The 14,058-nt window shown below is 64.5% G+C and carries 10 protein-coding genes; 5 read left to right on the top strand and 5 right to left on the bottom strand.

Going from position 1 to position 14,058, the window contains the following annotated elements; genetic code table 11:
* Nucleotides 1–10: 10 nt before the first annotated feature.
* A complete protein-coding gene (locus tag ACWKV7_RS09260; protein WP_483857369.1) occupies nucleotides 11–823 on the bottom strand; it encodes an outer membrane lipoprotein-sorting protein in 813 nt (270 codons plus the stop codon).
* On the bottom strand, nucleotides 768–3,077 hold the full coding sequence (locus ACWKV7_RS09255; RefSeq protein WP_483857368.1) for an efflux RND transporter permease subunit: 2,310 nt from the start codon (nucleotides 3,075–3,077) through the stop codon (nucleotides 768–770). The genes ACWKV7_RS09260 and ACWKV7_RS09255 overlap by 56 nt, the downstream gene beginning before the upstream one ends.
* Before the next feature lie 169 nt (nucleotides 3,078–3,246).
* On the opposite strand from ACWKV7_RS09255, the gene ACWKV7_RS09250 reads away from it, so the two are divergent.
* The 4 genes from ACWKV7_RS09250 to ACWKV7_RS09235 all read left to right on the top strand — a co-directional run bounded on the left by ACWKV7_RS09250 (nucleotide 3,247) and on the right by ACWKV7_RS09235 (nucleotide 6,795).
* On the top strand, nucleotides 3,247–3,729 hold the full coding sequence (locus tag ACWKV7_RS09250; protein ID WP_483857367.1) for a DUF1330 domain-containing protein: 483 nt from the start codon (nucleotides 3,247–3,249) through the stop codon (nucleotides 3,727–3,729).
* A 30-nt stretch (nucleotides 3,730–3,759) separates the two neighbouring features.
* Complete coding sequence (locus ACWKV7_RS09245) at nucleotides 3,760–5,136, top strand: cytochrome P450 (RefSeq protein ID WP_483857366.1); 1,377 nt, start codon at nucleotides 3,760–3,762, stop codon at nucleotides 5,134–5,136.
* Nucleotides 5,108–6,223 (top strand): hypothetical protein, encoded by a 1,116-nt coding sequence (locus tag ACWKV7_RS09240; protein ID WP_483857365.1) that lies wholly within the window; start codon nucleotides 5,108–5,110, stop codon nucleotides 6,221–6,223. Before ACWKV7_RS09245 ends, ACWKV7_RS09240 begins: the two co-directional genes overlap by 29 nt.
* Before the next feature lie 110 nt (nucleotides 6,224–6,333).
* Nucleotides 6,334–6,795: a MarR family winged helix-turn-helix transcriptional regulator gene (locus ACWKV7_RS09235; RefSeq protein ID WP_483857364.1), complete on the top strand. Its 462-nt coding sequence runs from the start codon at nucleotides 6,334–6,336 to the stop codon at nucleotides 6,793–6,795.
* Nucleotides 6,796–6,836: 41 nt separating this feature from the next.
* Here the strand turns inward: ACWKV7_RS09235 and ACWKV7_RS09230 are convergent, their stop codons facing one another.
* From ACWKV7_RS09230 to ACWKV7_RS09220, 3 genes are all read right to left on the bottom strand, one after another.
* Nucleotides 6,837–8,684: a putative Ig domain-containing protein gene (locus ACWKV7_RS09230; RefSeq protein WP_483857363.1), complete on the bottom strand. Its 1,848-nt coding sequence runs from the start codon at nucleotides 8,682–8,684 to the stop codon at nucleotides 6,837–6,839.
* A gap of 419 nt (nucleotides 8,685–9,103) precedes the next feature.
* The gene (gene ssb, locus ACWKV7_RS09225; protein WP_483857362.1) at nucleotides 9,104–9,595 is read right to left on the bottom strand and encodes a single-stranded DNA-binding protein; all 492 of its coding nucleotides are present in this window, start codon (nucleotides 9,593–9,595) and stop codon (nucleotides 9,104–9,106) included.
* Between the two features lie 9 nt (nucleotides 9,596–9,604).
* Entirely contained in the window at nucleotides 9,605–10,996 is a 1,392-nt protein-coding gene (locus ACWKV7_RS09220; protein ID WP_483857361.1) for an MFS transporter, read from the bottom strand.
* A gap of 160 nt (nucleotides 10,997–11,156) precedes the next feature.
* On the opposite strand from ACWKV7_RS09220, the gene uvrA reads away from it, so the two are divergent.
* A complete protein-coding gene (gene uvrA / locus ACWKV7_RS09215) occupies nucleotides 11,157–14,018 on the top strand; it encodes an excinuclease ABC subunit UvrA (RefSeq protein ID WP_483857360.1) in 2,862 nt (953 codons plus the stop codon).
* The last annotated feature ends 40 nt before the right edge of the window (nucleotides 14,019–14,058 follow it).

The following is a 14,058-nucleotide window of genomic DNA, read 5'->3' as shown; positions in this document are numbered from 1 at the left end:
TGCTCACACGTCAATTCAGGCGCGACAGCGCACTCTTGTCGAAGGCCAGCTCGCCGTAGCCATTGCCGAACCGGTAGTTGGTCCAGCTCAAGCGGGTTTCCTTGCCGGTCTGGTGATTCACCATGTGCATGCTGCCGGCACGCCAGTAGCGGTCCAGGTACAGGGCGTAGTCGCTGAAGGTCTGGGTTTTCAGCAGGGCGTTCTTGCGGTCGTAGTACTCCACCTTGAGCGGGCGGTAGTGCTGCTGGTCGAGCCAACTGACCTGCCGGGTGTAGCCCGAGCGGGCATAGCGCGGCGTCATCTCCAGCACGAACACCGGCTGGCCGTCGAGCTCTTCCTCGCCGAGGAAGCGATAGCTGAACTTGTCCAGGTCCCAACCGGCGACGTCCTCGTAGGCGAACTCGCTGCCCATGAACGGTCCCGACTTGTTCTCCGAGGAAATGCGCTTGATGCGCCGCAGCGACGGGAAGTACTGCCACTGGTCGTCCGAATCCAGCGGGTGGGCGTGGGTCAGCAGCGCGGTGCCACGGACATCCGCCGGGCTGTCGAACTGCACCACGCTCTTGTCGCCGTCGCCTCGCACTTCCAGCATGCGCACCTTGAGCTCGCGCTGGCTGGTGGCGCCGTGGGCATTGAACAGTTCCATGCGCATGTCCGCACTCATGTCGGCCCAGCCCAGGTTGCGCCGATCGGCCTCCTGGGCGATCGCGTAGCCGCGCTTGATCGCGGCGCTGTCCTTGGCTTCCTCGGTCTGGGCCTGCGCCAGATTAACGCTGCACAGCAGTATCGCCAGGCACAGCCAGCGGTTCCCTATCTTCTGCATGAGAGTTCTCCATGGTTTTCTTGAGCAGGCCGGGCAACAGGAAGAAATCGGCCAGCAGCGCGATGAACAGGGTCAGCGCCGTCACCAGGCCCATCTCCCGGTTGAGGGCGAACTGCGAGGTGGCCAGCACCAGGAACCCGGCGATCAGCGCCACCGACGTCACCAGCAGCGCCGGGCCGGCGTTGCGGAACGCCAATCGGATCGCCTCGCCGACGGGGCGCCGCTCCTCGCGCACGCCGCGCAGCACCGCGTACATGATGTGGATGGTGTCGTCCACCACGATGCCGAGGGTCATGGACGCAACGATGGCCACCGAGAAACCGATCTGCCCGACGAACAGCGACCAGATGCCGAAGGCCACCGCCGCCGGCAACAGGTTGGGGATCAGCGACAGCAGGCCGAGCTTCCAGGAGCGAAACACCGCCATCAACAGCAGGCCGACGATGCCGGCACAGAGCAGGATGCCGCTGATCATGCTTTCGATATTGCGCTGGCCGATATGGGCGAAGATCAGCGTGGTACTGGCGGCCTTCGCCTCAAGAGTGCGGGTGTTCTGCGCCAGCCAGTCCATCGAACGCCGCTCGAACTCCAGCATCGCCGCGGTGGACAGTTCATGCAGGGACACCACCACGCGGGTCGCCTCCTTGTTCACATCGATCTGGTTGTTCAGGTCGAGGCCGTAGGGCAGCGACTGCTCGTAGAGCAGCAGGCTTTGCGCCGCCAGCGCGCTGTCGTCGGGAATGCGGTATTCGGAGTCGGCACCGCCATGCAGGCTGCGGTTGATGCGTTTGACGGTATCGGCCAGGGACGCGACATGCGCCACCTCGGGCTGCCGCCGCAGCCAGCGCGTGTAAGCATCCACGTCCGTCAGAAAGGCCGGATCGGCCACCCCGCTCGCCGAGCGCGAACGCAGTGAATACTCGATGGCATACAGGCCGGTGAGATTCTTCTCGGTGAAATCGTTGGCCTGGCGGAACGCGGTATCCGGGTGGAACCACTTCAGGTACTGATCGTTCAGCTCGTTGCGGCCGGACAACAGGGCCAGCACCAACGCCAGCGGCAGGCCGATCCACAGCAGGCGGGTGGCGCGCAGCGACACCCAGCCACCGAAGCGCCCCATCAGGTGCTCGCTGATATCGCCCGCCCCAGCCCTGGCCCGCAACGGCAGCAGGAAGATCAGTCCCGGCAGCAGGAACACGGTGAACACCCAGGCAAGTGCGATGCCGATCGCCACCATGTTGCCCAGGTCGCGGAACGGCGGCACCTCGCTGAAGTTCAGCGACAGGAACGCAACGATCGTGGAGGCACTGGTGGCAGCGATCGGCACGAAGGTTTCATTGAGGCTCTCGCGAATCGCCTGGGCCTTGGCAATGCCGCGGCGCAGGCGCAGCAGCACCGCGCTCAACAGGTGCACCGCATCGGCCACCCCGATCATCAGGATCACCAGCGGTGCCGAGGCCGACAACGAGGTCAGGCTCATGCCCAGCCAGCCAGCGATGCCGACGGCGCTGGTCACCGACAGGTAGACGATGGCCACCACCGCCAGGGTCGATAGCACGCTGCGCAGCAGGACCAGGGCCGACAGGGCGATCACCAGGTAAACGATGGGCGTCAGGTTGGTTTCGTCGCTGATCGCCGCCTCGAAGAAGGCGTTGTTGTACATCGCCATGCCGGTCAGATGGACCTGCATGTCGGGGTAGCGCTGTGCCGCCTTCTCCGCCAGCCCCCTGGCGAAACCGACCACTTCGCTGTTCTCGAACGGCGACAGCCCCGGCAGGTGATAGATGACGTTCACCGCCGCCACGCGGCCGTCGGGCGCCACCAGGCGATTGACCAGCTGCGGCTCGCCCAGGGCAATCTCCTCGACTCGCGCGCGGCGGGCGTCAGGTATCTGCGCCGCGTTCTCGACCAGATCGGCCACCTCGATGGTGTCCTCGCTGGCCTGCATGTGCTGGAAGTTGGTCAACGACTCGACGCGCACCGAGTAGGGGGTCTGCCAGGCTTCCTGGGTCAGCCATTGCAGGGCTTCGAGCGACTCGCGACTGAACACGTCACCGGACTTCGGCGCCAGCACGATCAGCAGGTTGTCCGACTTGTCGTAGGTGGCCTGCATCTCTTCCAGCGCTTGCAGCTCCGGATTGTCATGCGAGAGATAAACGCGGTAGTCGGTGCTGAAACCCAGCCGGCCCTGACCGAGGCCGGCGAGCACCGCCAAAGCGAGCAGCGCGACCAGCAGCAGCCAGCGTGCGCTCATGATTGCGGCAACGATCCTTGATGTCATTTCGCTCTCCAGAGAGGGGTCCCGTCTATGGCTGGCAGCAAAACTATGCGCTTATTGTTGATGCGTCAACACTTGACGCAACATATTGCACGCTTGTACGGTTCGTCCCCAGCAAGCCAGCCCACACATAAGGAATACGCCCATGCTGCTGCGCATAAACAAGGACCAGCCCGACTCCAACGCCCCGACCCTGTTCGATGCCCGCATAGATGGCACGCTGTTCGGCCAGATTTCCGCCAGCCGCCTGCAGCTGAGCAAGGCCGCCGAGCACGCCGAAGGCATCGCCGTCGATGCGGTGCGCACCGACCTGCCGACCTCCGCCAACGACAGCCGCGCCCTGCTGCTGGTGGCCTTCCAGTTCTACGATCAGCCGCAGCGCGAGGCCCTGGCCCGCTATGTCGCCGACCGCGAGCCGGCACTGAACAAGCATGACGGTCGCGTGGTGCTCAGCGCCGTCACCCAGCGCTCCGACGATTGGGAATTCGACGGCATGGAGATCATCGATTTCCCCTCGGCGGAAACCATCCAGCAACTGATGGCTGACCCGGACTACCGCAACCGCACCGCGGAATCGAGCCAGGTCTTCGGCGGCGCCTTCGCCGTCGCCCGTCTGCAACAAGCCTGATACCAGCCGAGCGGGCCGGGAGGGACACCCATGAAGCGCTTCGCACCCGGCCCCAAGGGCCACCCCCTGTTCGGTTGCTTCGCGGACTTCCGCGATCGGCCCCTGCAACTACTCGCCGAATGCCGGGCCGAGTACGGGCCGGTAGTGCAACTGCCGGTCGGCTTCGGCGTGTCCTTCTGCCTGGCCTTCGACCCGGCGGATCTGGAGACGATCTTCCACGGCGACCATTTCGGTCGCAGCGATATCGCCGCCGCCTTCAAGCCGTTGGCCGGCGGCAGCATGATCATCGCCGACGGCGAAACCTGGCGCGCTCAACGCAAGGCGGTGATTCCCTCCTTCGCCCTGCCGCGCCTGCGCGCCCTGGCGCCGCGTGTCGAGGCCATCGCCGAGCGCACCGTTGCCTCTTGGGCGGCGCGGACCGGCAAGCACGGCGGCATCGATCTGCAGAGCGAGCTGGTCAGCTATGCCATGAGCGTGCTGACCGAGTTCCTCTTCGGTCGCGAGATCGCCCCGGGCGCCATCGAGCGCATCGGCCACTGGTGGCCGCTGAGCCTGCGCTACATGAACGTGCGCCTGTCACAGCCGATTCCCCTGCCGGATTGGCTGCCGACGCCGAACAACCGCAGGCTGCACCACGCCGCCGGGCAGATCGCCCAGGTCCTGCTGGAGGTCATCGAGCAACACCGCGCGGCACCGGAGGCCAGCAACGGCGGCTTCCTCAGCGACCTGATCGCCTACCGCGACGAGACCAGCGGCCGGCCGCTGCCCGACGCGCTGATCCTCCAGGAGATCATGGGCGTGTTCCTCGCCGGTTTCGACACCGTCGCCTCCGGCATGATGTGGACGCTCTATGACCTGGCGCGGCACAGGGACTGGCAGGGCGCGGTGCGTCACGAGCTGGCCGCGACCGCCCCGGGCAGCGCGCGCCTCGATCTGCAGGACTGCCCGCTGCTCGACCAGGTGTTTTCCGAATCCCTGCGCTTGTCTCCCTCGCTGTGGCTGGTGGACCGCAAGACCAACCAGGACACCCGTCTCGGCGGCTGCCTGGTTCCCGCCGGGACCAACATCATCACCAGCCCCTGGGTCACCCATCGGGACCCGACACTATGGCCCGATCCGGAACGCTTCGACCCGATGCGTTTCAGCGCCGGCGCCAGCACGCAACGAGCGAAGTACGCCTATTTCCCTTTCGGCGGCGGACGCATGAAATGCATCGGCATCGGCCTCGCCAAGTTGCAGCTCAAAGCCCTCGTCACCCAGGCACTGGCCCGGTTCGAGCTGAGCGACGATCCGCAGCGGCCGGCGGAGATCGAGCCTGCCTTCGTCCTGCGGACCCGCTCGGGACTGCACGTCAAACTAAGGGATCGCATTGCCCAACATGCGCCAGCCGACCCGGCCACGGTCTAGTCGCGGCCGGGCCTGGCTGCTGCTCGCCTGCCTGCCGGGCCTTGCCTGCGGCGCCGCGCAGACCACTCTCACCCCGCGGCTGGATATATTCTCCATTGGCGATCGCCAGGAGATCGACGCCGCGCTCGAGGGCAAGTGGGAATGGCAGGCTGCGCCGGTCGACGGGCAACAACTGGACATCGAGCTCGCCGCCCGCGCGGGCGGCGCCCGCGAGCACCAGGCGGTCGACATACGCGAGTTGTCATGGAGCCTCTCCCGGGACGCCTGGGAAGTGCGCACCGGCCTGAGCCGAGTGTTCTGGGGGGTGACCGAGTCCCGCCACCTGGTGGACGTGATCAATCAGGTCGACCTGCGTTTCGATCCCGACGGCGATGTGCGCCTGTCCCAGCCGCTGGTCAGTCTCGCCCATCGCAGCATCGGCCGCACCCTCACCGTCTTCGCCCTGCCGTGCTACCGACCGCGGCCGGAGGCACTGGTGCTCGGCGACCAGCCCTACGAAGGCTACGACGACGCCCGCTTCACCCCCATCAGCTGCGGCGCGCCGGATCACGCGATCCGCGCCGGCTTCGTCCACGAGTCCGCCGACATCGGCCTGGGCTACTTCAACGGCCATGCCCGCGAGCCCTTTGCCGGGCATGCCCCTGGCGACGGCGACGACTACCCGGACGTGCGCCGCTACAGCATCGACGTGCAATGGACCGAGGGGCCTTGGCTGCTGAAAGCCGAAGGGCTGCTGCAACACAGCCACCACGGCGAAGACCGCGCCTCGGTAGTTGGCGTGGAATACAGCCTGCCCAGCCTGTTCGCCGGCCCCTCGGAGCTTTCGCTGCTCTACGAACACCTGGAAGATACCCGCTGCGCCAGCATCGCCCTCGCCTGCGGCAACATGCTCGGCGTGCGCTGGCTGGCCAACGACGTCGGCGGCACCAGCGCCCTGCTCAGTCTGGTGCAAGATCGCGCCAGCGATGCCAAGGGCTTCAAGATCGAACTCAGCCGCCGACTGAACGACAACATCAGCCTAAGCTTCGACAGCGGGGAGCTGGATGGAACCTTCTACTCCCTGCTCGGCATCGCCTACGGCTTCTAGAACGTGACCAGATCAGCCGCGCCAGTGCGCAGTGCGACGCACGGACGGCCCAGCGGTACTGCGGCGTGCCATCCATTCGCTATAATTGTGCAACTGACAACAGTTGAGAGATGAACTTTGTGGACGATAAGTGCTCGCACATATCCCCTCTTCGGGACCTGATCTGCTTCAACTTCTACCGAGGCTGGCGGGGCGTTTCCGAGTTCTATCGCCAGTTCCTCCCGGAGGGCGTCTCGGCCCAGCAGAGCTACCTCCTGGAAATGTGCGAGCAGGATCGCGGCGTGCTGGTCAGTGAGATCGCCAATCAACTGGAAATCGAAATCTCCGCCATCTCCGGCATGCTGCGACGCATGGAAGGCGCCGACCTGATCCGCCGTGAAGTGGTGCCGAGCAACCGTCGGCAAACCCAGGTCTTCCTGACCCGCAAAGGCGAAGAACTGCGCGCCACCATCCGCACGGCCATGGTCGAAGCCGACCGAATCATGTCCCAGGCGATCAACGGCGAAGACCGCGTGCATCTGACCAAAGTGGTCGACCAGATCCGCACCCTGCTGGAGCTTGAGCGGGCCTGAAAACCGACCGGACGCGCCGGAACGGCACACGGTCGTGTCGCTTACCTACACGAGACAGCACCTATGTCCGTCCCATCGGTTGCGGCCCCGCACGCCGGCGAGCCTGGCAGCGGCCGGAAGTCAAAGCGGCCGGGGTCGGTCAGGAGCGGGTCGGCGTATATGCTGTTGCGGTCGAAGCCAAACGCCGCCCATTGCTCAGGCTTGAAACGCGTACCATCCTTGCCCGCCACGAAAGCGTCCTTCAGGCGAAACAGGTTGTTGTCACGCGCGAAGTGCTCGGACGTCCAAACACCTCCCGCCGGCCCCTTGCAGCACTGGTAAATCTGGTTCTTGAAGCCTACGTTGCTCACGATGTTATCCCGCATCTGGATGCTACCCGGTCCGCCGGCCGGCGTTCCCGTTCGATGCTCCACGCTGCCGAGAATCGTATTGTGATGCACCAGAACATTGCCAATCTGGCCCGGCTGATGCCCGATGCGCAGTCCCACGTGGGCGCCCCCGGCCCCAACCAGGGTGTTATGCAGGATATCGATATTATTCGCGTAGTACTGGTTGGATATCCCGATGGCCGCATCGAAGTTGTTATAGGCAAGATTATTGCGATAGGTATTGCCGAACGAATGATCTTTGTCGTGATAACCAAAGCCGTCGATGTTATAGGCGACGTTGTTTTCCATCAGCGCATAGTGCGTGTCAAAGATCACGATGGCAGAGCCTGACTTGCCGCCGACGGTATCGCCGTGTTCACCCGACGCTCTGTCGAACAGGTCATGGAATTCGTTGTCTTGCACGACATAGCGCAAGGCGGTGGCCATCCGGGCGTCGAAGACAGTAATGAATGCCGCATTGGCATTTACCGATACGTCATCGTATAGATGGTGCATCCGGTTGCGGCGATAGATCCAATCCGAGTCCTTGCCATTCATCTTGAAGCAATAACGCCGGCAATTCTTGAACTCGAAGCCGTCGATCAGGCCGAAATTGTCCTGCGTATACATGAAGTTCAGGTCGCCGCCAGGATTGAAGTTCAAATCCACCACCGGCTTCTCTCCGGGAAACGCGATCAATTTATTGGCCTTGCCCGGCGCAAACTGAGGCACTTCCGTATAGGTCCCTTCCCGGACATACAAAATGGTCGATGCATTGCCTTGGGCAATGCCGTGAGACAGGGTTCGCCACGGCTTGAGTAGCGAACCGTCGCCCGCCACGTCCGATCCCTGCGGCGCAACGAAGCGAAAGCCCGAGGTGGTTACAGTCAGCCTGAACTCCTGCGAGGTGTGCTGCTGCCAGGTGTCATAGACGTCGACGGTGATAGGGACCGTTTGCCCTTCCAAGGCGGCGCCGGGTGTCCAGGTGATTTCCCCCGAGCGGTAGTCGATGGCCATACCTGCCGGAGCTTGCGAAAGCATAAAGGCATAGGGATAGCGACCACCGACGACACCCAGGCGAATGTTGTACTGCAGGCCGGGGTATGCGGAAGTCAGCGGCCAGGAAACGACCATCGGCGTAGGGCTGACCATCGAGTCGGTCCCCCAGGGCTTGCCCATGGGCGCGGACAGGGCACTCAGCACTTGCGAGTCGACCCAGCCATCGATGCCTGATTCATAGTCGACGCGCCACCAGGGCGAAGTGCCGACCTGCACAGGCCCTTCGACTATCAGCCCGGCGCTGCCTGGCGCTTGGGCGCCGATGGGTTGGGTACCTGCGACCCTGGGCGGGACAGCATACACATCGCTCGCCACGCTCGACGAGACGCGAACATTCAGCCCGACTTCATCCGCCCCTGCCAGGGCATATCCGGCTTGCGCCATGCACAAAATAGGCATGCCACAAAGAAAGTGTCTTATTGAATTGCGAGTGAACAGCGGAAAAATCAGCTTCCTTAACATGACCGTCTCTAGCTCCTTGGTCGATTGCTTGATCTCTTGAGCGAACAGACGCCTCTTACCACCCGCCCGACTCGCAACCTAACAAACCGGCGCCCGCAGGAACGTGAAACGCAGACGGTATTAAACAGCGCGACAGGATCAACCCAGTAGGATGCGAAATGGAGTCCCTCCTGTGTCCTCGGCAGGTCGCCGCCAATGCCCGCTGCTCGCAGAAGACGCGAGAGCATCCCGCCGAGCCGATCATCCTACCGACGGAGCCAGCGATACGCCGCCTCAGGGAAACCTTTGGCCGGCGCCGCTCCACCGGAGGTGCGCTGCCCCGAGCCGCCTCGGTGCGCCGACGTTTTCCAGCCCAACAAAAAAGCGAAGCCAGGTCAATGGCTTCGCTTCAGTTGTGTCGCTTCTTAAATAGCCGTTTTTCAGAACGGAATATCGTCGTCGAAACTGTCGTAATCCGGCGCCGGCTGCTGGGCGGCGGGCTGCGGTGCAGGACGCGGGGCAGATTGTTGCGGAGCCGGGCGCGATTGCTGCTGGCGCGGGGCGTAGTCGCCGCCGTCGTTGTTGCCGCCACGGCTGCCGAGCAACTGCAGGGTGCCGTTCATATCCACCACGATCTCGGTGGTGTAACGCTTGACACCGTCCTTCTCCCACTCGCGGGTTTGCAGGCGGCCTTCGACGTAGCATTGCGAGCCCTTGCGCAGGTATTCGCCGGCGATTTCGGCGAGCTTGCCGAAGAACACCACGCGATGCCATTCGGTGCGGTCCTGCTGCTGGCCGGTCTGCTTGTCCTTCCAGCTGTCGGTGGTGGCCAGGGTGATGTTGGTCACCGCGTTGCCATTGGGCAGGTAGCGGGTTTCCGGGTCGCCGCCGACGTTGCCGATCAGAATGACTTTGTTAACCCCACGGGCCATAACGTTCTCCTAGGCTTCAGCACGCCGCGCCGGTTCGATCAGGCGCTCGAGGGACGTGCGATCCAATTGTTCGGTATCCATTTTGATGTAGAGGGCGGCCTCTTCGGCCACCACGATGGCATCCGCCACTCCGGGTACTGCCAGCAATCGCTCGACAAGCCCCGCATCGCGCACCGCTGCGGGTGACAACGGCAGGCGCAGGCTGGTGACGTAAGGCGGTTCGCGCATGGTACCAGCAATTGCCAGCCAGAGGGCACAGAGCGCGGCACAGCCGATGAACACCACGTTCAGCCCGCCGTGCTGGAACAGCCAGCCGCCGAGGATGCCGCCCAGCGCTGCGCCGAGGAACTGACTGGTGGAATAGACGCCCATCGCCGTGCCTTTGCCACCGGCGGGCGCCACCTTGCTGATCAACGAGGGCAGGGTCGCTTCCAGCAGGTTGAAGGCGGTGAAGAACAGCGTGGTCCCGATGACCAGCGCCCGCAGGCTGCCACCGAACTGCCAGAAGAACAGCTCGCACAGCAGCAGCACGCTGACGGCACCGAGCAGCACACGCTTCATCTGGCGCTTTTTCTCGGCATAGATGATGAACGGCACCATGCCGAAAAATCCGACCAGCAGAGCGGTCAGGTATACCCACCAATGCTCTTCCTTGGGCAGGCCGCCGCGCTCCACCAGTGCCAGCGGCAGGGCGACGAAGCTCGCCATCAGGATGGCGTGCAGCACCAGGATGCCCACGTCCAAACGCAGCAGGTCAGCGTGCCTGAGGGTCGGCAGCAGCGCCTGGCCGGCCACGCCGGATTCCCGGTGCTGCAGCGGGTGGTCGGCGCGCGGCACCAGCAGCAACACGACGGCCAGGCCGACCAGCGCCATGCCGGCGGTGGTCCAGAACAGCCCGGACAAGCCGAAGGCACGGGTCAGCAGCGGCCCGACGATCATCGCCACGGCGAACGACAGGCCGATGCTCATGCCGATCATGGCCATCGCCTTGGTGCGGTGCTGTTCGCGGGTCAGGTCGGATAGCAGCGCCATTACCGCCGCGGAAATCGCTCCAGCGCCCTGCAGCACGCGGCCGGCGATCACCCCCCAGATCGAGTCGGCATTGGCCGCCAGCACGCTGCCGGCGGCGAACACCAGCAGCCCGGCATAGATCACCGGACGCCGGCCTATGCGGTCGGACAGGATACCAAAGGGAATCTGCAGAAACGCCTGGGTCAGCCCATAGGCACCGATGGCCAGGCCGATCAGCGCCGGGGTGGCGCCGGCCAGGTCCTGGCCGTAGGTGGCCAATACCGGCAATACCATGAACATGCCCAGCATGCGGAACGCGAATACCAGCGCCAGTCCACCGGCGGCGCGGGTTTCGCCGGGGCTCATGCGCTCGCTATGCGGATCGTGCATGAAACAACCTCGTTAAAATGCGCGGCGATTCTACCAGCCTGTGCTGCCAAGGGCGCGGTTAAAAGTCCGGGCATACGCCTCGATGACCGAATCGCGCTTTGGCGCGCGGCCACTGCGACCGTATACTCGCGGGTTTCCCCGCCCGCCATGCGAGGTCGACATGGACAAGATCCTGATTCGTGGGGCGCGTACCCACAACCTGAAAAACATCGACCTGACCCTGCCGCGCGACAAGTTGATCGTCATCACCGGCCTGTCCGGCTCGGGCAAGTCTTCGCTGGCCTTCGACACCCTCTATGCCGAAGGTCAGCGACGCTATGTGGAGTCGTTGTCGGCCTATGCCCGGCAGTTCCTGTCGATGATGGAAAAGCCCGATGTGGACACCATCGAAGGGTTGTCTCCGGCCATTTCCATCGAGCAGAAATCCACATCGCACAACCCGCGCTCCACCGTCGGTACCATCACCGAAATCTACGACTACCTGCGCCTGCTCTACGCCCGGGTCGGCATCCCGCGCTGCCCCGACCATGACATTCCGCTGGAGGCACAGACCGTCAGCCAGATGGTCGATCAGGTCCTGGCCCTGCCGGAAGGCCGCAAGCTGATGCTGCTGGCCCCGGTGATCCGCGAGCGCAAGGGCGAGCACCTGGCGGTGTTCGAAGAGCTGCGCGCCCAGGGCTTCGTGCGTGCCCGGGTCAACGGCAGGCTCTATGAACTGGATGAGCTGCCCAAGCTGGACAAGCAGAAGAAGCACACCATCGATGTGGTGGTAGACCGTTTCAAGGTACGCGCCGACCTGCAGCAGCGCCTCGCCGAGTCCTTCGAGACGGCGCTGCACCTGGCCGACGGCATCGCCCTGGTTGCCCCCCTGCCGGACGAGGGCGAGACCGCGGATGGAAAAGAGCTGATCTTCTCCGCGCGCTTCGCCTGCCCGGTGTGCGGCCACTCGATCAGCGAGCTGGAACCCAAGCTGTTTTCCTTCAACAACCCGGCCGGCGCCTGCCCCACCTGCGACGGCCTGGGCGTGAAGCAGTTCTTCGATGCCAAGCGTCTGGTGAATGGCGAGCTGACCCTCGCCGAGGGCGCCATTCGCGGCTGGGACCGGCGCAACGTGTACTACTTCCAGATGCTCGGCTCGCTGGCGGCGCACTATCGCTTCAGCCTGGAAAAACCCTTCGACGAGCTCTCGGCGGAGGACCAGAAGGCAGTGCTCTACGGCTCCGGACGGGAAAGTGTCGAATTCCGCTACCTGAACGACCGCGGCGACATCGTCAAGCGCTCGCACCCGTTCGAGGGCATCATCCCCAACCTCGAGCGTCGTTATCGCGAGACCGAGTCGCAGACCGTGCGCGAAGAACTGGCCAAGTTCCTCAGCACCCAGCCCTGCCCGGAGTGCCGCGGTACCCGATTGCGCCGCGAGGCCCGCCACGTATGGGTTGGCGAGAAGACCCTGCCGGCGGTCACCGGGTTGCCGGTGGGCGAAGCCTGCGACTATTTCGGCGGCCTGCACCTCACCGGGCGCCGCGGCGAGATCGCCGAGAAGATCCTCAAGGAAATCCGCGAGCGCCTGCAGTTCCTGGTCAACGTCGGCCTCGACTACCTGACCCTTGACCGCAGCGCCGACACCCTGTCCGGCGGCGAGGCGCAACGCATCCGCCTGGCCAGCCAGATCGGCGCCGGCCTGGTGGGCGTGATGTACATCCTCGACGAGCCCAGCATCGGCCTGCACCAGCGCGACAACGAGCGCCTGCTGGGTACCCTCACCCACCTGCGCAACCTCGGCAACACGGTGATCGTGGTCGAGCACGATGAGGACGCCATCCGCTTGGCTGACTATGTGGTGGACATCGGCCCCGGCGCCGGTGTGCACGGCGGACATATCGTCGCCGAGGGCACGCCGGCCGAGGTCATGGCCCACCCCGAGTCGCTGACCGGCAAGTACCTGTCCGGCCGCGAGCGCATCCGCTACCGCCCCGAGCGCACCCCGCGCGACAAGAAGAAGCTGCTCAAGCTCAAGGGCGCGCGCGGCAACAATCTGCGCAATGTCGATCTGGAGATCCCGGTCGGCCTGTTCACCTGCGTCACCGGCGTATCCGGTTCGGGCAAGTCGACGCTGATCAACAACACCCTGTTCCCGATCACCGCGACCGCGCTGAACGGCGCCAGCACACTTGAAGTGTCGCCCCACGACAACTTCGACGGCCTGCAGCACCTGGACAAGGTGGTGGACATCGACCAGAGCCCGATCGGCCGCACCCCGCGTTCCAACCCCGCCACCTACACCGGCTTGTTCACGCCGATCCGCGAGCTGTTTGCCGGCGTGCCGGAAGCGCGCTCGCGCGGTTACGGGCCGGGGCGCTTCTCGTTCAACGTCAAGGGCGGCCGCTGCGAAGCTTGCCAGGGTGACGGCGTGATCAAGGTGGAGATGCACTTCCTGCCGGACATCTACGTGCCGTGCGACGTATGCAAGGGCAAGCGCTACAACCGCGAAACGCTGGAAGTGAAATACAAGGGCCGCAGCATTCATGAAGTGCTGGAAATGACCATCGAGGAAGCCCGTGAATTCTTCGACCCGGTCCCGGCGGTGGCGCGCAAGCTACAGACGCTGATGGATGTCGGCCTGTCGTACATCAAGCTCGGGCAGAGTGCGACCACGCTTTCCGGCGGCGAGGCACAGCGGGTCAAGCTGAGCCGCGAGCTGTCCAAGCGCGACACCGGCAAGACCCTGTACATCCTCGACGAACCCACCACCGGCCTGCACTTCGCCGACATCCAGCAATTGCTCGACGTGCTGCACCGCCTGCGCGACCACGGCAACACGGTGGTGGTGATCGAGCACAATCTGGACGTGATCAAGACCGCCGACTGGATCGTCGACCTCGGGCCCGAGGGCGGCTCCAAGGGCGGCATGATCATCGCCACCGGCACTCCGGAGGAGGTGGCTGCCAACCCGGCCTCGCACACCGGGCACTTCCTCAAGCCCTTGCTGGAACGGGATGGGGCTGGCGGCAGCGGCAAGTAGCGGCAAGAGCGAAAAAGCCAGAGCACGGGCTGTGCTCTGG

This window comes from Zestomonas ipomoeae (assembly GCF_057128665.1).
This window is presented reverse-complemented; position numbering and strand designations above follow the sequence as displayed.